Source organism: Streptomyces sp. HNM0645 (assembly GCF_030056615.1).
Lineage (GTDB): Bacteria > Actinomycetota > Actinomycetes > Streptomycetales > Streptomycetaceae > Streptomyces > Streptomyces marianii.
The window spans coordinates 78,376-97,818 of the sequence record NZ_JASHLT010000044.1 but is presented as its reverse complement, the minus strand read 5'-3'; the positions used below and the strand labels follow the sequence as shown (position 1 = coordinate 97,818).

13 protein-coding genes and 2 pseudogenes are annotated in these 19,443 nt (G+C 71.7%); 3 read left to right on the top strand and 12 right to left on the bottom strand.

Annotated elements, in window-relative coordinates; all coding sequences use genetic code 11:
- Nucleotides 1–30: 30 nt before the first annotated feature.
- Nucleotides 31–1,113: a CobW family GTP-binding protein gene (locus tag QMZ92_RS26935; RefSeq protein ID WP_283300097.1), complete on the bottom strand. Its 1,083-nt coding sequence runs from the start codon at nt 1,111–1,113 to the stop codon at nt 31–33.
- A gap of 63 nt (nt 1,114–1,176) precedes the next feature.
- A pseudogene (locus tag QMZ92_RS26930) lies at nt 1,177–2,141 on the bottom strand (citrate/2-methylcitrate synthase); the annotation flags it as partial.
- Nucleotides 2,142–2,160: 19 nt separating this feature from the next.
- Here QMZ92_RS26930 and QMZ92_RS26925 point away from each other — a divergent pair.
- Nucleotides 2,161–2,451: pseudogene (locus tag QMZ92_RS26925) on the top strand (histidine kinase); the annotation flags it as partial.
- A gap of 105 nt (nt 2,452–2,556) precedes the next feature.
- Here QMZ92_RS26925 and QMZ92_RS26920 read toward each other — a convergent pair.
- From QMZ92_RS26920 to QMZ92_RS26910, 3 genes are all read right to left on the bottom strand, one after another.
- Nucleotides 2,557–4,149 carry a monocarboxylic acid transporter gene (locus tag QMZ92_RS26920; protein WP_283300096.1) on the bottom strand — a complete coding sequence of 531 codons (1,593 nt, stop codon included), beginning with the start codon at nt 4,147–4,149 and terminating at the stop codon, nt 2,557–2,559.
- Nucleotides 4,146–4,712: a DUF485 domain-containing protein gene (locus QMZ92_RS26915; RefSeq protein WP_283300094.1), complete on the bottom strand. Its 567-nt coding sequence runs from the start codon at nt 4,710–4,712 to the stop codon at nt 4,146–4,148. The genes QMZ92_RS26920 and QMZ92_RS26915 overlap by 4 nt, the downstream gene beginning before the upstream one ends.
- 133 nt (nt 4,713–4,845) lie before the next feature.
- Complete coding sequence (locus tag QMZ92_RS26910) at nt 4,846–6,963, bottom strand: DNA gyrase/topoisomerase IV subunit B (protein WP_283300093.1); 2,118 nt, start codon at nt 6,961–6,963, stop codon at nt 4,846–4,848.
- 435 nt (nt 6,964–7,398) lie between these two features.
- Here QMZ92_RS26910 and QMZ92_RS26905 point away from each other — a divergent pair, with 435 nt between their 5' ends.
- On the top strand, nt 7,399–7,629 hold the full coding sequence (locus tag QMZ92_RS26905; RefSeq protein WP_269728010.1) for a DUF7455 domain-containing protein: 231 nt from the start codon (nt 7,399–7,401) through the stop codon (nt 7,627–7,629).
- A 232-nt stretch (nt 7,630–7,861) separates the two neighbouring features.
- Here QMZ92_RS26905 and QMZ92_RS26900 read toward each other — a convergent pair whose 3' ends face one another.
- The 7 genes from QMZ92_RS26900 to QMZ92_RS36525 form a co-directional block, all read right to left on the bottom strand.
- A complete protein-coding gene (locus QMZ92_RS26900; RefSeq protein ID WP_283300091.1) occupies nt 7,862–8,695 on the bottom strand; it encodes a S1 family serine peptidase in 834 nt (277 codons plus the stop codon).
- A 281-nt stretch (nt 8,696–8,976) separates the two neighbouring features.
- Nucleotides 8,977–10,545, bottom strand: coding sequence for an RNA polymerase sigma factor (locus QMZ92_RS26895; RefSeq protein WP_283300090.1), 1,569 nt, complete (start codon nt 10,543–10,545; stop codon nt 8,977–8,979).
- A 345-nt stretch (nt 10,546–10,890) separates the two neighbouring features.
- On the bottom strand, nt 10,891–11,778 hold the full coding sequence (locus QMZ92_RS26890) for a FadR/GntR family transcriptional regulator (RefSeq protein ID WP_283300089.1): 888 nt from the start codon (nt 11,776–11,778) through the stop codon (nt 10,891–10,893).
- A 159-nt stretch (nt 11,779–11,937) separates the two neighbouring features.
- Nucleotides 11,938–13,356: a DUF8746 domain-containing protein gene (locus tag QMZ92_RS26885; protein ID WP_283300087.1), complete on the bottom strand. Its 1,419-nt coding sequence runs from the start codon at nt 13,354–13,356 to the stop codon at nt 11,938–11,940.
- Complete coding sequence (locus QMZ92_RS26880) at nt 13,266–13,946, bottom strand: ATP-binding cassette domain-containing protein (RefSeq protein ID WP_283300086.1); 681 nt, start codon at nt 13,944–13,946, stop codon at nt 13,266–13,268. The genes QMZ92_RS26885 and QMZ92_RS26880 overlap by 91 nt, the downstream gene beginning before the upstream one ends.
- A 159-nt stretch (nt 13,947–14,105) precedes the next feature.
- Nucleotides 14,106–14,864, bottom strand: a complete 759-nt coding sequence (locus QMZ92_RS26875) for an NUDIX hydrolase (RefSeq protein WP_283300085.1) — start codon at nt 14,862–14,864, stop codon at nt 14,106–14,108.
- A gap of 422 nt (nt 14,865–15,286) precedes the next feature.
- A complete protein-coding gene (locus QMZ92_RS36525) occupies nt 15,287–17,080 on the bottom strand; it encodes a DUF4192 domain-containing protein (RefSeq protein WP_283300084.1) in 1,794 nt (597 codons plus the stop codon).
- 111 nt (nt 17,081–17,191) lie between these two features.
- Between QMZ92_RS36525 and QMZ92_RS26865 the strand changes: the two genes are divergently transcribed.
- The gene (locus QMZ92_RS26865; RefSeq protein WP_283300083.1) at nt 17,192–19,363 is read left to right on the top strand and encodes a RecQ family ATP-dependent DNA helicase; all 2,172 of its coding nucleotides are present in this window, start codon (nt 17,192–17,194) and stop codon (nt 19,361–19,363) included.
- Nucleotides 19,364–19,443: the final 80 nt, after the last annotated feature.

Below are 19,443 nucleotides of genomic sequence, written 5' to 3'. Positions count from 1 at the left end.
ATCGCTCCGGTGGCGCCGACCGGGCCCGGATCAGTCCCCGTGCAGCTCCTCCGAGGCGTCCCGCTGGTCGGGCACATAACGCAGCACGCCCCACATGCTGTGCTCCTCCGGGCGGTCGTCGGCGCCGGTGGCCCTGGTCGCGCCGAGCCGGCCGAGCAGCGCCCCCGTGTCGGTGCCCGAGCCGATGAGCACGAGCCGGGTGGCCTTCGCGGTGCCGTCCGCGGGCCAGGGCTCCGGGCGGAAGCGCAGGAAGCGGCCCACCGTGTGGATCGCGTAGCGGTTGCGGGGGTCGGCCTCGCCGAAGTCCACGAACCCCTTGATCCGGTAGAGCCCTTCGGGCCGTGAGTCCAGGAAGTCCAGCAGCCTGCGCGGGTGCAGGGGCTCGGACGTCTCGAACGACACGGTGTCGTAGGCCGCGTGCAGATGCTCGTGGTGGCCCTGGACGTCGTTCTCGCCGTCCTCGCCGTCCTCGTGGAGGTCGTCGAAGGACAGCTGCCCCACCCGCTCACCGGGCGGACGGCATTCGAAGAGCAGCTCGGGGTCGACGCGTCCGTACGTCGCCTCGATCACGGCCGCGCCGCAGGCCAGTGCGGTGATCCGCTCCCTCAGGCGCTGCCGCGCTCCCGGGCCGACCCGGTCCGCCTTGTTGACCACGACCAGATCGGCGATCCCGAGGTGCCGCTCGATCTCGGGGTGCCGCTCCCGGGTGGCGTCGAACTCGGCGGCGTCGACGACCTCGACGAGGCCGCCGTACACGATCCGCTGGTTCTCGCTGGCGAGGACCATCCTGACCAGTTCCTGGGGCTCGGCGAGCCCGCTCGCCTCGATGACGATCACATCGAGGCGGGCTGCGGGCCGGGTGAGCCTGTCCAGGAAGACGTCCAGCTCGCTCGCGTCCACGGCACAGCACAGACACCCGTTGCCGAGGGACACGGTGGAGTCGCCGAGCTGGCCGGCCACGGCCATGGCGTCGATCTCGATCGCCCCGAAGTCGTTGACGATCGCGCCGATCCGGGTGCCGCGACTCGCTCGCAGCAGATGGTTGAGCAGCGTCGTCTTGCCCGATCCCAGGAAGCCCGCGAGGACGACGACGGGGATCTGCGGACTGCTCAAGACGGGACCTCCTGGGGCTTTCGTGCACGTCGGCCCTCAGGATATGGGCAGGACAAGGGCCGCTCAGGAGGCTTCCGGGAGCGGCTGCCGCGGCTGCGGCCCCACGTAGCGCGCGGCGGGTCGGATGATCTTCGAATCCCGGGCCTGTTCCAGGATGTTGGCGCTCCAGCCGATGACCCGTCCGCGCAGAAGGTGGGCGTGAACATCTCCCGCGGGAGTCCGCACAACTCCATGACGACGCCCGCGTGGAACTCGACGCTGGTGTGCAGCTCCCGGCCGGGCTTCAGCTCCGCCAGGATCGCCTCGACCCGCGCCTCGACGTCCACGGCGAGCTCCACCAGCGGGCCGCAGAAGCTCTCCGCGATGGAGCGCAGCATGCGCGAGCGGGGGTCCTCGGTGCGGTAGACGGGGTGCCCGAAGCCCATGATCCGGTCCCCGGCGAGGACGCGCTGCCTGATCCAGGCATCGGCGCGGTCCGGGGTGCCGATCGCGTCGAGCGTGTCCAGGGCGCGGCTCGGCGCGCCCCCGTGCAGCGGCCCCGACAGGGCGCCCATCGCGCTGACCAGACAGGCCGCGACGTCGGCCCCGGTCGAGGCGATCACCCGCGCCGTGAAGGTGGACGCGTTGAATCCGTGGTCGACGGTGGAGACGAGATGGCGTTCGACGGCCCGCGCACGGGCCGGGTCGGGCTCCGAACCGGTCAGCATGTACGTGTAGTTGGCGGCGTACGGCAAGTCCTCGCGCGGTTCCACCGGCTCCAGGCCCCGGCCCAGCCGGTGCAGGGCCGTGAGCAGCGTGGGCACGGCGGAGCAGGCCGCGAGCGAGTCGGCCAGCCGCTCCTCGGGGCCGAGGTCGTACACCGGCCGGAACCCGGCCGACGCCCCCAGCAGGGACAGCGCGGTGCGCAGTCCGGCCGGCGGCCCGGAGGGGGCACAGGTCCGTGCGACGGCCGGCAGGGCGGCACGCACCTCGTCGGGCAGCCGGCGCAGGGCGGCCGTCCCGGCGCGGAACGCCTCGAGCTCGGCGGCGCTGGTCGGCAAGGCGACGGTGGCGGCCGAGCGGGGTGTCTCGCTGCGGATCGCGTCCGGCACGCTGCTGCCGGACCGGCTCGTCGACCCGCGCGGTCTGGTGACCGTCGTCGGCAATCTCGTCGACCACGCGCTGGACGCGGCCGCCACGTCCGAGGACCCGCGCATCGCGATCGAGGTGCGCCTCGAGGACCGCACGGTCGTCTGCGGTCTCGGACAGCGGACCGGGAGTGCCCGACAGCCGGCGCGAACTGATCTTCGCCGAGGGCTGGTTCACGAAGGAGCCGCTGGTGCACGGCAGCGCGGGCTCGGACTGGCGCTGGTCCGGCGCTTCGCGGAACGACAGGGCGGCAGCGTCCGGGTGGCCGAGGCCGGCCCGGCGACGGCCGCTGACGCGGTCGGCACCCGGACCGGCTCAGACCGCGCCCGCGCCCGTCAGCGACCGGACCTCCGTCTCCGCGTGCTTCGCCTCGTCCGGCTCCTCCGAGGACGTGACGGTGCCCAGCCAGCCGGCGAGGAAGCCGAGCGGGATGGAGACGAGGCCCGGGTTCTGCAGCGGGAAGTACCGGAAGTCAAGATCGGGAAACAGCGACTCGGGGCTGCCCGACACCACCGGCGAGAGCAGCACCAGCAGGACCGCCGGGAGCAGGCCGCCGTACACCGACCAGACGGCGCCGCGGGTGGTGAACTTCCGCCAGAACAGCGAGTAGAGCAGCACCGGAAGGTTCGCCGACGCGGCGACGGCGAAGGCGAGGCCCACCAGGAACGCCACGTTGAGATCACGGGCCAGCAGGCCGAGCGCGATCGCCGCAGCGCCGATGACCGCGGCGGCGACCCGTGCCACCGCCACCTCGCTGTATCCCTTGCCGTGCCGCCTCCTCAGCGACGCGTACAGGTCGTGGGCGACCGACGCCGACGAGGCGAGCGTGATGCCGGCGACGACGGCGAGGATCGTCGCGAAGGCGACCGCGGCGACGACGGCGAACAGCACCGTGCCCCCGGTTGAGCCCGCTCCCCCGCCGAGGTCGAGGGCGAGCAGCGGGACCGCCGTGTTCCCCGCGGCGTTCGACGAGCGCACCTCCTCGGTGCCGAGAATGGCCGCCGCACCGAATCCGAGCACGATCGTCATCAGATAGAAGCTGCCGATGAGCCCGATCGACCAGACGACCGAGCGGCGGGCCGCCCGGGCCGTGGGCACGGTGTAGAAGCGGGACAGGATGTGCGGCAGGCCGGCGGTCCCGAGCACCAGGGCGAGCCCGAGGCTGATGAAGTCCAGGCGCGCGGTCCAGTCCGTGCCGTATCTCAGGCCCGGCGAAAGGAAGTCCGTGCCGTGTCCGCTCTGTGCGGCCGCGGTGTCCAGCAGTTCGTTGAGGTCGCCGTGGAAGCGGGTCAGGACCAGCACGCTGAGCGCGGTGGCGCCGGCCATCAGCAGTACGGCCTTGACGATCTGGATCCAGGTGGTGGCCCGCATCCCTCCCATCGACACGTAGACGACCATCAGCGCGCCGACGCCGATGACGGTCCACGAGCGCGCGGCCTCGCTCGTCCCGCCGAGGAGCAGGGCCACCAGGCTGCCCGCCCCCACCATCTGCGCGACCAGATACAGAACGGACACGGCGACCGAGGAGGTTCCCGCCGCGATACGGACGGGGCGCTCGCTCATCCGGCTGGCGACGACGTCGGCGAGAGTGAAACGGCCGCAGTTGCGGACCAGTTCCGCCACCAGGAACAGCACGACCAGCCAGGCGACGAGGAAGCCCACGGAATAGAGCATGCCGTCGTAGCCGTATAGGGCGATGAGCCCGGAGATGCCGAGGAAGGAAGCGGCCGACATGTAGTCGCCTGCGATGGCGAAGCCGTTCTCCATCGGTGAGAAGAGCCGCCCGCCGGCGTAGAACTCCTCGGCCGAGCCGCGCCTGTTGCGGCTGACCCAGGTGGTGATGGCCAGCGTGACCGCGATGAACACGCTGAACAGCACGAGGGCCAGGGTCTGGTGATCGCCCGTCACCGGTCGCTCTCCCGTAACGCGTCGGCCTGCCCGGGCGGTGGCAGACCTTCGGCGGGACCGGCCTTCCGGAAGTCGACGCCGGGCACCGCTTCGGCGTCCCGTGTCCGGTCGAAGACCGCCCAGCGCAGATCCAGTGCCGCACGGTCCCTGCGCAGCCGGGCGTGACGGGCGTACGCCCAGGTCAGCAGGAAGGTGCTGAGGAACTGGCCGAGCCCCGCCACCATCGCCACGTTCACGGCGCCGATCACCGGCCGGGCCATCAGCGCGGGTGCGGCGGTGGCCGTGACCACGTACGCCACGTACCAGATGAAGAACGCAGTGGTCGCCGGCACGACGAACCGCCGGTAGCGGCTGCGGACCTGCTGGAAGGCCGCGCTGCGGTGCACTTCCACATAGACGTCGCTCGCCCGGTGACGGTGGCCGCCGGCGCCCCCGGTCGGGGCCGCCGGGGGTACGGACGCATCGTCCGCACCGCCCGGCTCGCCCCAGCCGGAGGCCAGCGCGTCGTACCACGGGTCGTCGATGCGGACCGCACCGTCGTCCCGGTCTTGCTGCTTCTCCACGCTCAGCTCTCCTTGTCAGCAACCGTTACGGCCGCGTGCCCAAGGATGGACAGAACGGGGAGATCCCGGACTCTTCTCTCGCGCTCTTCACCCCATCAGGTGACGGAGGCCGGCGCTCCGCCCGGGCGGGGTGTCACGCGTCGATGCGCGAGCGGTCCAGGGTCGCCGCGGAGCTGGTGATGAACTCCTTGCGCGGCGCGACCTCGTTGCCCATGAGCAGGTCGAAGATCTGCTCCGCCGCCTCCAGGTCCCCGATGTTGATCCGGCGCAGCGTGCGGTGGCGCGGGTCCATCGTGGTCTCCGCGAGCTGGTCGGCGTCCATCTCACCGAGGCCCTTGTAGCGCTGGATGGAGTCCTTGAAACGGACCCCCTTGCGCTGGAACTCCAGCAGTGTGGTGCGGAGTTCGTTGTCCGAGTACGTGTACACGTACTTGTCCTGGCCCTTCTTGGGCTGGATCAGCTCGATCCGGTGCAGCGGGGGGACGGCGGCGAAGACCCGGCCGGCCTCGACCATCGGCCGCATGTAGCGCTGGAAGAGCGTGAGCAGCAGACAGCGGATGTGCGCGCCGTCGACATCGGCGTCCACGAGCAGGACGATCTTGCCGTAGCGAGCGGCGTCGATGTCGAACGTGCGACCCGAGCCAGCCCCTATGACCTGGATGATCGAGCCGCACTCGGCGTTCTTGAGCATGTCGGAGACCGACGACTTCTGCACGTTGAGGATCTTGCCGCGGATCGGCAGCAGCGCCTGGAACTCCGAATTCCGGGCGAGCTTGGCCGTGCCGAGCGCCGAGTCGCCCTCCACGATGAAGAGTTCGCTGCGCTCGACGTCGTCGCTGCGGCAGTCCGCGAGCTTGGCGGGCAGCGAGGACGACTCCAGGGCCGTCTTCCGGCGCTGCGCCTCCTTGTGCTGGCGGGCGGCGATCCGTGTGCGCGCGGCGGCGACGGCCTTCTCCAGCACCGCCCGTGCCTGCGCCTTGGCGTCGCGCTTGGTCGAGGTCAGAAACGCCTTGAGCTCCTTGGCGACCACGTTGGCGACGATGCGGTTGGCCGCAGAGGTGCCGAGGACCTCCTTGGTCTGGCCCTCGAACTGCGGCTCGGCGAGCCGGACGGTCACTACGGCGGTCAGCCCCTCGAGGGCGTCGTCCTTGACGATGTCGTCCTCGGCCACACGCAGCAGTTTGGCGGAGCGCAGCACCTCGTTGATCGTCTTGGTGACGGAGCGCTCGAAGCCGGTGACGTGGGTGCCGCCCTTGGGGGTGGCGATGATGTTCACGAACGACCTGAGCGTCGTGTCGTAGCCGGTGCCCCAGCGCAGCGCGATGTCGACGCCGAGTTCGCGGGTGACCTCGGTCGGGGTCATGTGGCCGCGGTCGTCGAGCACCGGCACGGTCTCCTTGAACGTGCCGTGACCGCTCAGGCGCAGAACGTCGCAGACCGCCTTGTCCTGGGCGAGGTACTCGCAGAACTCGCTGATGCCGCCGTCGAAGCGGAAGATCTCCTGCGATTTGCCCTCGCCCTCGAGGTCGCGCTCGTCGCGCACCACGATGGTGAGGCCGGGCACGAGGAACGCCGTCTGGCGGGCGCGCTGGTGGAGCGTCTCCAGCGAGAGCTTGGCGTCCTTGAGGAAGATCTGCCGGTCGGCCCAGTAGCGGACCCGGGTGCCGGTGCGGTTCTTGGGTACCCGCTTGCCCTTGATCAGCCCGTTCGCCGGGTCGAACGGGGCGTCCGGGCCGGACTCCGTGAAGATGCCGGGGACTCCGCGGCGGAAGCTGATCGAGTGGGTCGCGCTGCCCCGGTCGACCTCGACGTCGAGGCGGGCGGAGAGCGCGTTGACGACGGAGGCGCCCACGCCGTGCAGACCGCCGGACGCCGCGTACGAGCCGCCGCCGAACTTGCCGCCGGCGTGCAGCTTGGTCATGACGACCTCGACGCCGGACAGCCCGGTCTTGGGCTCCACGTCGACGGGGATGCCACGACCGTTGTCGCGCACCTCGACCGAGCCGTCGTCGTGGAGGACGACCTCGATGTGGTCGCAGTAGCCCCCGAGGGCCTCGTCGACCGAGTTGTCGATGATCTCCCAAAGGCAGTGCATCAGGCCGCGGCTGTCGGTCGAGCCGATGTACATGCCCGGGCGTTTGCGAACGGCCTCGAGCCCCTCGAGGACGAGCAGGTGCCGCGCGGTGTAGTTGGAACCGTCACGGTCTGCGGTCAGCAGCGCACTCGACGGCACGGACGTTTCGGCGGTCACGCGGTTCGCTCCTCGCTGAATTTGAATGTGGCCGTGTGGGGGTAATGGCCCGGCGTCGGTCGCCGGTCAGAGGGTACCGAGGCCTGGTAGAGCCGATGTAACGCCACCCTCATGATTCAACATGCTAGTCCAGAGTCGCATACACGTTCGATCCCTCGATGGAGTGACGCGCACATCACGTTCCCTTCCAGGCATGAACCATTTAGGCTCCGGGCACGTCCTCATGAACAACCGGCAACCCAGCCGGGAGGACCCAATGCCCAGAGAAGCAAGCGAAACCGTAAAGCTAAGCAATACGGCACATTCGCCGCCAACCGGCAGCAGACAGCCACCTTGACGAAGAAGTTTCAGGGAAAAGGCACGAGCGGGAACGTTTTCGGCCTGGTTGGATGTTGACCCTGGTACGACAGCTCGTCGAGCTAGAGAAGAGGCGACGTGACTACTGTTCTGACCCCCGCGAGCCCGCTGACGGCCGCTGACCGCTGCGACCGCTGCGGCGCCCAGGCGTACCTGCGCGTCGTCCTGACAAGCGGCGGTGAGCTGCTCTTCTGTGCCCACCACGGGCGCAAGTTCGAGCCGGAACTCAAGAAGATCGCCGCTGAGATACAGGATGAGACGGACCGCCTGACGGCCGTACCGGCCGGCGCCGGAGACGACGAGCGCTGAGGTCGCATCCCACGACGAGCCAGGGGCCGGTCCAGGACCGGCCGACGGGCGGCCACCCCCGGAAGGGGTGGCCGCCCGTTCTCGTTGCCCCGTGTGCCACTCGGTGACGCGGGGCGCGCACGCCAGCACTCCCGGCGACCGCGGACCGGCTTTCCGACCGCTCGCCAGGGCGGGAGTTCACGCCGCCCCATTGGCTGAAATCGTTCGGTCTATCCACCAACTGGCGTGCCTCTCACTGCTTGTCGGTCACCGTCGGCAGCACCTCACCGACCCGCGTGTAGACCCCGGGAGAGTCCGCGCGGCCGCATCCGCTGCCCCAGGAGACGATCCCGATCAGCCGGCCCTGCGCCACCAGCGGGCCGCCGCTGTCGCCCTGACAGGCGTCGTGACCGCCCCTGGCGTCCCCGGCACACATCATCGTGGCCGGCAGGTACCGACCCCCCATCACACTGCCGGGGTACGCCTGCGCACACACCGAGTCCGGCTGCACCTGTACCTGCGCGGCACGCAGCGTCCGGGCGTACGTGCCGGCCCCCGTCGTGTCGCCCCAGCCGTAGACCGTCGCCGCCGTGCCCGGCCGGTACGCCTCGTCGCCCCGACGGGCCGTCGCGATGGCGTACTGCGCGGGCAGCGCGCTGCCGAGCGTGAGCACGGCCAGGTCCGAGGAACTGGTCTCGGGATCGTACCCGGGCGCGAACTGCACCTTCCTCACGGGGATCTCCTGGCCACCGGGGCCGCGCAGGTCCTCACGCCCCGCGATCACCCGCAGATCGCGCACCTCGCCCACCGGCGCCCCCAGCACCTCTCGGCTGAGGCAGTGTGCCGCGGTGAGCACCTTCGTCGGCGCGACCACCACGGCGCCACAGAACTGCCCGGCCCTGATACCCCCGAACCGGTCACGGCTGGACAGGGCGACGACCCAGGGGATCTCCGAGGACCGCACCGTCGACCCTCCGATGATCACGCTGTCGGCGGCCGCCGGCATCGGAGAGACGAGCGGGGTCAGAGCCGCAGCGGAGGCCAGGGCCAAGGCCGCCGTCAAGGGTCGGGTGATGGGACGTCGCATGCGCTCTCCTGACTCTCCGGTGCTCTCCGTCCACTCAGCGTCGAACAACCGGACACGGTCCGCACCCCCGCGAGTGCGGCGCGCGAGCACCCGGGGAACCGGCGGGCGGACTCCTGACCGAACGAGACCCGGGCACGAAGGCGGGCAGGCGGCACACGCCGGGCGAGGAGACCGGTCGACCCCGCTTCCGTGCCCGGAGAACGCCCGGGGGAGCGTACAGGCGGAGGGCCCGGCTCCCTCGGGATGCCGGGCCCTCCGCCTGTACGAGTGTCGTCCTCGTCCTAGTCCAGGTAGTCCCGCAGCACCTGGGACCGGGACGGGTGCCGCAGCTTGGACATCGTCTTGGACTCGATCTGGCGGATGCGCTCACGCGTCACGCCGTAGACCTTGCCGATCTCGTCGAGCGTCTTCGGCTGGCCGTCGGTGAGACCGAAGCGCATGGAGACGACACCGGCCTCACGCTCCGAGAGCGTGTCGAGCACCGAGTGCAGCTGCTCCTGAAGCAGCGTGAAGCTGACGGCGTCGGCCGGAACGACGGCCTCGGAGTCCTCGATCAGATCACCGAACTCACTGTCGCCGTCCTCACCCAGCGGGGTGTGGAGCGAGATCGGCTCGCGGCCGTACTTCTGGACCTCGATGACCTTCTCCGGGGTCATGTCGAGCTCCTTGGCCAGCTCCTCCGGAGTGGGCTCGCGGCCCAGGTCCTGGAGCATCTGGCGCTGCACACGCGCGAGCTTGTTGATGACCTCGACCATGTGCACCGGGATACGGATGGTGCGGGCCTGGTCGGCCATGGCACGGGTGATCGCCTGACGGATCCACCAGGTGGCGTACGTGGAGAACTTGTACCCCTTGGTGTAGTCGAACTTCTCGACGGCACGGATCAGACCGAGGTTGCCCTCCTGGATCAGGTCCAGGAAGAGCATGCCGCGGCCGGTGTAGCGCTTGGCCAGCGAGACGACCAGCCGGAGGTTGGCCTCCAGCAGGTGGTTCTTGGCGCGGCGGCCGTCCTCGGCGATGATCTCCAGCTCGCGCTTGAGCTTCGGGGCCAGCTTGTCGGAGTTCGCCAGCTTGTCCTCGGCGAACAGGCCCGCCTCGATGCGCTTGGCCAGCTCGACTTCCTGCTCCGCGTTGAGCAGGGGGACCTTGCCGATCTGCTTCAGGTAGTCCTTCACCGGGTCGGCGGTGGCGCCGGCCGCGGCGACCTGCTGCGCGGGGGCGTCGTCCTCGTCCTCGTCGGACAGCACGAAACCGGCGCTCTCGGCACCCTCGGGCTCCTCGCCGGCCTTGCCGGCCTGCGGCTCCTCGATCGCCTCCTCGCCCTCGATCAGCTCCTCGGCGTCCTTCTTGGCCGCCGTCGCCTTCTTCGCCGCGGTCTTCTTCGCGGCGGTCTTCTTCGCGGCCGTCGCCTTCTTGGCGGCGGTCTTCTTGGCCGCCGCCTTCTTCGCGGGCGCGGCGGTCTCGCCGGCGGCCACCGCGGTGCTCTCGTCGTCGGCGGCGGTGGCCGACGACGCGGTGGAGGCGGCGACGGTCTTGGCCGTGGCCGTCTTGGCCGCGACGGTCTTGGTGGCGGTGCGCTTCGCCGGGCTCTTAGCTGCGACGCTCTTGCGGGTGCGCTTGGGCGACTCCGCGGCACTGACCATCAGCGTCACACCCTCTTCCTCGAGGATCTGGTTGAGGCTGCGCAGAACATTCTTCCACTGGGTTGGCGGAATCTGGTCAGCCTCGAAGGCCCGACGCACGTCATCGCCGGCGATCTGCCCATCAGCCTTTCCCCGCTCGATGAGCGCCATCACAGACTCGGACTCGGCGATCTCCGGCGGGAGCGTACGGGATGTGCTGGCCGACACGAACAACCTCTCGGAACGATGGAAACGGCTTCCGGCCCCGCCCATGATCGGGCCGGAGCCGACGACCGCCGGCTGGGGATGTACCGACGGCGCGGGCTGGACCTCGGAGAGTGAACAGCGCCGCGATCGGCGCTTGTATTCCCTCCTCGGCTGTCACCTCTTAGGTCATCGCACTGTCTCGAGGAGTGTTACGCCCAATCCGCGTGGCCCGAGTCACACCCCATTGGCGACAAAACGACCAAATGAGGGTTCAATCAGCATTCGGCTACACAATCGTGTCGCCGGACCCCGGGGTCCGGCGACACACGACGGGTACGCCTCGAACGCCCCGGCCGCAGCCGCGGATCAGTGCTCGCGCGGAGCCGGGACCACGCGCTCCACCTCGGGGTGGGTCGTGAGAAGTTGCCGCATGGCCGATTCCGCACCGTTCGCGTCGCCGGCGGCGAGGGCGTCGACGATCCGCGCGTGGTGCGCGACGGATGCCTCGGAGGGGCGGTCGCAGCCGGCAGCGGGCCCTCCCGACACCTGGAGGGCGGCGGCGACGATGCCGGACAGGTGCTCGAGCATGCGGTTGCCCGCGACCTGGATCAGGAGCGAGTGGAACTCGGCGTCGGCGCGGGTGAAGGTGATCCCGTCACCCTGCGCGAGCGAGTGGCTCATGATCTCCACCATGTCGCCGAGGCGCTGCTGGACGTCCTCCCTGCCGTGCCCGGCCGCCAGCCGGGCGGCGAGCGGCTCGATCGTCCAGCGGAGCTCGGTCAGCTCACGGCGCTGGTCGTCGCGCTGGGGACCGAAGGCGCGCCACTCGATGATGTCGGGGTCCAGCAGGTTCCAGTCGCTGACCGGACGGACCCTGGTACCGACGTTCGGGCGGGCGCTGACGAGACCCTTGGCCTCGAGGACCCGCAGCGACTCGCGGACCACGGTGCGGGACACCTCGAAGCGCTGGCCGATCTCCTCCGGCACGAGCGGACGGTCGGCCCCGAGATCCCCGGAGACGATCATCTGGCCGAGCTGCTGGACGAGTTGACCGTGGAGCCCGCGGCCCCGGCTGCCCGCGGCACGGCGGCCGACGCGGCCCAACTCGCTTTCCGCGGTGTCCCAGGCCGGAGGGCCGACCCGGTCGACGCCGGGCACCTCCGGGTACGGGTATCGGTCGAGATCGCCCGGGCCGGCGAGGCCGGACTCGACGGGGCGGGCGGCGGTCATCATGGTGTGCGCAAGGGTACTCACGCATCCTTTGTCGGCGCGCCCTCAGCCACCCTTGAGGTCTTTGGTGAAAAGCACACGAAAGGGTGATCGGCGCTCACCCTACAATTGACGCCTTATCGGGAAGAAACGGTCATTCTTCGGGGAGTTACGGGCAGCTCATCGCATCGTGATCGAATTCTGTCATCGATGAACTTTACTGCGGAGACCGACGACCAGGTACGAGCAGAACAGGGCGGAGAGGGACAACGCCAGTGCCGTTCCCACTGGTTGGACGAGCGTCCGCAGCACCGCGAGCAACCAGCGGTCCACCTCATACGGCCACTGCAGCCAGGTCAGCTCCCTCAAGCGCGCCGGGAATCCCGTGACCGAGCGCCCCGACGCACTCGCGAACGCCCGCTGCACGAGGGGGACGACCGCCACCGGGACGGCGAGGACGGCGGCCACACCCGCGGCCGTGAGGCGGAAGGTTCCCGCGGCGAGCAGGCCCGACCATGCGCAGCCGACCAGGAGCCCGGCCCAACTCAGAGCGACTACAGGCCAGTTCCGGATCACGGGCAGGGGATCGGCCCCGTAGAGGAGCCACAGCGCCTGGGCGTCGAGCACGACGACGGCACCACCGAGCAGGAGAGCCGCCACGGCCGTCACCGTGAGCTTGGCGAGGAGCAGGCCCAGCCTGCGGGGAACGGTCCCGCGCGCGGCCGCCAGCGCGGGATAGCGGAACTCGTCCCCGAAGGAGAGGGCGCCGAGGACCCCCGCGCCGAAGGCGGCGGGCGGCAGGGGCCATGCCCCGGGCCAGGCCGCGAGCAGGTCCGGGAGCGAGGTGCGGCCCGCGTACGCGAGCAGGACGGAGAGAACGGCGGATGAGACGAGAACGGCCGCCGTGACCAGATACGTCGTCCGGACCCCGAGCATGCGGCGCAGTTCGTACCGCAACGGCTGGAGCGGCTGCGACGGAGCACGCCCGGCGCGGGATGCGCCGCGGCGCGGGCGCGCAAGGGGCGGGCGTGCAAGGGGCGGGGCGGCCAGGGCCGGGGCGAGGGTGGAGCGGTGCCCGGCCGGGAAGGAGGCACTCACCGGGTGCGGCGCGGCCGGGGGGTGGCCGGGGGCGTGCGGGGCAGCGGGACGAGGTGCCGGACCGTGCGCGGCCGCATGCGCCTGGGCGCCGTCGGGGAATACCCGCGAAGCGGAGGTGTCCTGTGCGGCGAGCCCTCGACCGGCGGCACCGCCCGGGGCGGGCGCGGCGCCGGGAGCGGGCACACCGGGGACGGCGCCGGTCAGGTCATCGGAGCCCGGAGCGCGCGGGGGTACCGCGCGGGGCCCCGCGTCACCGATCTCGTCGGCGAGTTGGTGGACGAGCACGCCGTGGCGGAAGGCGGCGTCACCGATCTCCGCACAGCTGCTCCCGTACACGGAGAGCCGGTTGCCGCCTTCGGCGACGACTTCGACGGAGCGGCGTGCGGCCCGCGACTCATGACTCAGCGCCGCGGCGAGCCGGACGGCGTGCGGACTCAGGACGGCGACGCGCGGCCGGAGCCGGGTCCGGGCGAAGTCGGCCACGTCCTGGTCGGCGACGAGCCGGCCCTTGTCGATGGTGACCACCCGATCCGCGGTCCTGGCCGCCTCCTTGGGGTCAGCGGTCGCGTAGAGGACCGTCCCGCCGTGTGCGGCGTGAGCACGCAGCAGGCCGAACAGCCAGCTGTGCTCGCGCGGTGAGAGTCCCGGGAGGGGGCGTCGAGCAGCAGGGTGTGCGGGTCCCCCACCAGCGCGGCGGCCAGACCCAGCCTGCGATCCATGCCGAGGGACAGCGAACCGAGGCGTGCGTCCCGCAGCGCGGCGATACCCACGAGGTCGAGCATGTCGTCCGCTCGGGACACCGGCACCCCGGCAGCGGCACAGAGCATCCGGAGCTGACCCCGCGCGGTACGGGCGGGATGCCCCGGGACATCGCCCAGCAGCACGCCCACCTCCCGGGCGGGGCTCGCGATGCCATGGAGAGGGCGTCCGCGGAAGTAGGTGACGCCACGGCCCTCCTCGAGTCCGAGCATCAGCCGCAGGGCCGTGCTCTTACCCGAACCCCGCGCTCCGAGAAGGGCGGTGACGTCGCCCGGTCTCGCCTCGAAGGTCAGATCGTCCACAGCGGGCGCGAGGTACCGGCGGGAGGTGCTGGTGAGTCCGATGGCCTGGAGCATCGCTTCCCTTGCGGAGGTGAGACCGCTCGGCGGCTGGGCGGGTGCACGACGGGTGCGGATACCGCAGCACGATAACGCGACATTTCGGACTTTCTCGGCAGCCTCGTGACGCCGGGTGTCAGGGCGACGGTGCGGCTCACGAGCGCGGCCGCCCGGACGTCAGACCTCGGGACGCAGCATCGGCGGATTGAGCAGGGGCGCGCCGCCGGCCCGGAAGAGCTGTGCCGGACGCCCGCCCTGGCGGGTCGTCGTGCCGCCGGCCGGCACCAGGAAGCCGGGGGTGCCGGTCACCTTGCGATGGAAGTTGCGCGGGTCCAGGGCGACACCCCACACCGCCTCGTACACCCGCCGCAGCTCGCCGACCGTGAACTCCGGCGGACAGAACGCCGTGGCCAGCGACGAATACTCGATCTTGGAACGGGCCCGCTCCACGCCGTCCGCCAGGATCTGTGTGTGGTCGAAGGCCAGCCGGCCGGACTGGTCCTCGTCGCGCGCACCCCCCTCCGGACCCAGCAGCGTCTCGACGGGCGCCCAGCGCGCATTGCTCGCGTCACCGCCGGCGCGCGGCGCGGGGAGGTCCGGCGCGAGTGCCAGATGCGCGACGCTCACCACACGCATCCGCGGGTCCCGCTTCGGATCGCCGTAGGTGGCGAGCTGTTCGAGGTGCGCACCGTTGTCGGGCGCGGGCGAGTGGGGGTCGTGCACGCAGAGCCCCGTCTCCTCGACGAGTTCGCGCGCCGCCGCGGCCGTGAGGTCCTCGTCCGCCCTGACGAATCCTCCGGGCAGCGCCCACCGCCCCTGGTACGGCTGCTCGCCGCGTCGCACGACCAGAGCGCACAGCGCGTCGCGCCGCACGGTGAGCACGACCAGGTCGACGGTGACAGCGAAGGGCGGGAAGGCCGACGGGTCGTAGGGCATGCCGCGATCATAGTCGTCTTCCTGACGATAAACACTCCCTTCCTGATCAGAACCACGACTTCTTGGTGCTCCGGATCGGCGGCCCCGCCGTGTGCCGGGCCGGTCGTCGTCACCCCTCAACTACGCCCCTGCGGTGGCTCTCCCCTCCTCCGGGGACCGGCTCCGCCGATCCGGACTCCGAGCCGCTCCGGTCCTCGCCGGCCCCGCCCGGACGGGGCCGTGCCCGGTCCGGCCCTGGCCCGGCCGGACCCGGCGACACGTCGGAAGTGGACGGAGCCGGTGAAGGTCGGCACGGAACCGCGCCAGAACGGGCCGGGAGGGCAGGGCTCCGGGGCTGGGCGGTGACGGGACGGTACGGCGACGGAGAAGACCGGGACCGGTTGGCTCGGCCTCGCGGACCGGGCGGCGGGGCAACGCGGCCCCTACGACGGCGCCGCTCCCCCGGGCGGAGCCACCCGCGGCGACGCCGGCCGATCACGCTCCCCCGCCGGTTCCCTTTCCGCGGTACCCGGCCCGCCCTGGCGGGCCGGGCTCGGTGCCTCGGCGCCGCCCTCGGCGTTCGAAACGCGCCGCCTGGTGGGCAAGGCCGCTCCCGGAGCAGCCGGGCCGGGCGCGATGCCCCTCTTCCGGCCCCCCGGCCGCACCTGGGACCCCGGACGCGAAAGGCGGGGGCGGGACCCGGGCCGGCGCGCGCCCTCGGTCCCGTGACATGGGGGGTGCATCGGGCCGGGCGCCCGCGACGCGTCGTGCGCCGCCGCGTCCAGAGCCGCGTCCGGAGCCGGCCCCGGACGAGCGGACCGACCGACCGTGGTGTCCTGGCCCGGAGCGGAGGGCTCGGCCCCGGGTGCGGAGCCCCGCGCGGAGGCGGCCGCGGGCGTGGAATGGGATGCGGCCGCCCGTGCCGCGGCCGACTGCGTGGAGGGTCCGGCGGAAGCCGGCTCGCCCCCGGCCGTGAGCTGGGCGGCAGCCGGCCCGCACCCCGCGGAACCGGCCGTGAGCCCCGCGGCGCCCGATTCGCTCCCCGCCGAACCGCCTGCGGAACCGCCCTCGGACGTCACCGGTGCCGGAGCACCCGGCACCGGCACCGTGCCGTGGGTCCGAAGGCAGCGGCGCAGCTCCTCGGGATCCACCCCGTCGTTGCACGCCTGGTGGAGCAGGCGCGCGAAGACGTACTCCGGATCCACCCGGAGGGCGAGGCTGAGGGCGACCCGCGCGCTCGGCTCGTCGCCCGTGGACCAGGACACCCAGCCGGCCAGCGAGAGCGGGGCGGCCGCATGCTCCGCGTAGGGTCCGACGCAACGACGGGCCAGCGCCCGCCACAGCCTGAGCGCGCGATGGGCCTGCGGACCCTCCATCCACGCGGCGGCCCGGTCCCGGGTTTCGCGGTCCTGGAGCCCGAGAATCACCGCGGCCGCCTCGGCGTGGGAGATCAGCCTGTCGTCGCGGGTGTCCGCCGAGGACGGGCCCATGTCGAGCGTCGCCCTCTCCCCCAGGCGCTTCATCAGCCGACGGGCGAGCCTCAGGGTCTCGGCCCCGACCTGCCCCCTGCTCCCTCCGTGCAGGATCCTCGGGAGCAGGGCCGCACCCGCGGAGTCCAGGGCCCGCTCCTGGTCGGCCATGGACGGGGTCCGCAGCGGCTCGAGGCGCGACTCCATCTCCCGCAGCGAGCCCCGGACCTGGATGCCCGCGTACGCCGCGGCCGCGGCCATGACCGAGGTGCCGGAGATCGCCGTCGCCGTACCCTCCGCCGGGCAGCAGCGGGAATCCGGACAGCAGTAGCTCCAGAAGCGGCCGCCGGAAACGCACAGCGCCTCGGGGACCGGGACGTCCAGCGCGCCGCAGGAGGTGCGCAGCCACTGCGCCAGGGGGCGCAGCCGCTCCATCACCGCCCGGCCGGTCTCCCCCTCCGCGGGGTCCTGGCACAGGAAGACGACGATTCCGTCCGGCCTCGAGCCGCGGCGCTCGCTGCCCTCGACGAGGCACTCGGCGAGCTGCCGGGAGACGGGCAGCCACTCGCGCGGGGATTCGGGGATGCCCAGGCGGAGCCGCCCGCCGAAGCGGCCCTGCCTGCCGTGGAGCGCGACGAGCACGATCGAGTCGGTCGGGTGGAAGCCCAGCATGTACGGCAGGGCGTCGACGAGTTCGGCAGGCCCGCGCAAGGTGATCTGCTGCTGCTCGCCGTCGGCCGGCCCGGTGGGTTCGTGGTGCTTGTTCATGGCACGACGGTCCCGCGGACCACCCCGGCACCGCGACCCCTGTGGATAACGTTATCCACAGGCTGACCGGCTCGTTCGCGGATTGTCCTTGCCATCGGGTTGCATGGGGGCATGACCAACGCAGACCGCGCAGAACTCAGGGCATCGGCCGACGCCGTACTCGCACGTCTCGTCGGGGACGCCACCGGCGCCGCCCAACTGCGCGAGGACCAGTGGCGGGCCATCGAGGCGCTCGTCGCCGACAAGCGCAGGGCGCTGGTCGTGCAGCGGACCGGCTGGGGCAAGTCCGCCGTGTACTTCGTCGCCACGTCACTGCTGCGTGAGCGGGGCAGCGGTCCGACGGTGATCGTCTCGCCGCTGCTCGCGCTCATGCGGAACCAGGTGGAGGCCGCCGCTCGGGCGGGTATCCGGGCCAGGACGATCAACTCGTCGAACACGGAGGAGTGGGAGACCGTCCAGGATGAGGTGGCCGCCGGCGCGGTCGACGTACTGCTGGTCAGTCCCGAGCGGCTGAACAACCCGGACTTCCGGGACCAGGTGCTGCCGAAGCTCGCCGCGGCGACCGGCCTGCTCGTGGTGGACGAGGCGCACTGCATCTCGGACTGGGGCCACGACTTCCGCCCCGACTACCGGCGGTTGCGCACGATGCTCGCCGATCTGGCGCCCGGTGTCCCGGTGCTGGCCACGACCGCGACGGCCAACGCTCGTGTGACCGCCGACGTGGCGGAGCAACTGGGCACGGGTGCGGGTACCGACGCGCTGGTGCTGCGCGGGCCGCTGGACCGGGAGAGCCTCAGCCTCGGCGTGCTCCAACTCCCCGACGCCGCCCACCGGCTGGCCTGGCTGGCCGATCATCTCGGTGAGCTCCCCGGCTCGGGGATCATCTACGCGCTCACGGTCGCCGCCGCCGAGGAGGTGACGGCGTATCTGAGGCACTGCGGGCACACGGTGGCGTCGTACACGGGCCGCACGGAGAACGCGGACCGGCAACAGGCGGAGGACGACCTGCTCGCCAACCGGGTCAAGGCCCTGGTCGCCACCTCCGCGCTCGGGATGGGGTTCGACAAGCCGGACCTCGGCTTCGTGGTGCACCTCGGGTCGCCCTCCTCGCCCATCGCCTACTACCAGCAGGTGGGCCGGGCCGGCCGCGGCGTGGAGCACGCCGAGGTGCTGCTCCTGCCCGGCAAGGAGGACGAGGCGATCTGGCAGTACTTCGCCTCGGTCGCCTTCCCTCCGGAGGACCTCGTGCGCCGCACCCTCGACGTGCTGGCGCAGGCCGGGCGGCCCCTGTCCCTGCCCGCGCTGGAACCGCTCGTCGAGCTGCGCCGCACACGGCTGGAGACGATGCTCAAGGTCCTCGACGTGGACGGAGCGGTGCGCCGGGTCAAGGGCGGCTGGACGACGACCGGCCGGCCGTGGGTGTACGACTCCCAGCGCTACGCGTGGGTGGCGCGTCAGCGCGAAACCGAGCAGCAGGCGATGCGCGACTACGCCTCGGCCGTGGGCTGCCGGATGGAGTTCCTGCGCCGGCAGCTGGACGACGAGGAGGCCGTCCCGTGCGGCCGCTGCGACAACTGCGCCGGCTCCCGCTTCGACGCCTCGGTGTCCGCGGCCGCGCTGGATGCCGCGCGCGGTGAACTGGGGCGCCCCGGCGTGGAGGTGGAGCCACGCAAGATGTGGCCCACCGGTCTTCCGGCGGTCGGCGTGGACCTCAAGGGGCGGATTCCCATGGGCGAACAGGCTTTCACGGGCCGGGCACTGGGCCGGCTCTCCGACATCGGCTGGGGCAACCGGCTGCGGCCGATGATGGCCGCGCAGGCTCCGGACGGTCCGGTGCCCGCCGATGTGGCCGATGCGGTCGTCAGCGTCCTCGCCGACTGGGCCAGGGGCCCGGGTGGTTGGTCCTCCGGAGCCGCTGACGCACCGGCCCGTCCCGTCGGTGTGGTGACCGTCGCCTCGCGCCGCAGACCGCGCCTCGTCGGCTCGCTCGGAGCCCGCATCGCGGAGGTCGGGAGGATGCCCCTCCTCGGCGCCGTCGAGTACACGGCCGGTTCGGAGGACCGGCACATCTCGCGTACGAACAGCGCTCAGCGGGTGCGAGGACTGCACGAATCCCTCGTCGTCCCAACGGAGCTGGCGCGGACGGTGGTCGAGGCGGGCGGTCCGGTGCTGCTCGTGGACGATCTTTCGGACAGCGGCTGGACCCTCGCCGTCGCGTCACGTCTGTTGCGGCGAGCGGGAGCTGAGGGGGTGTTTCCGCTGGTCCTGGCAGTTCAGGCGTGAGGGGAGCGTGACACCGCGCAGCGGCGGGCAGGGATATGAGCACCATTTCCACGCATTCCCGTCAGCGGCCTCAATTGCTC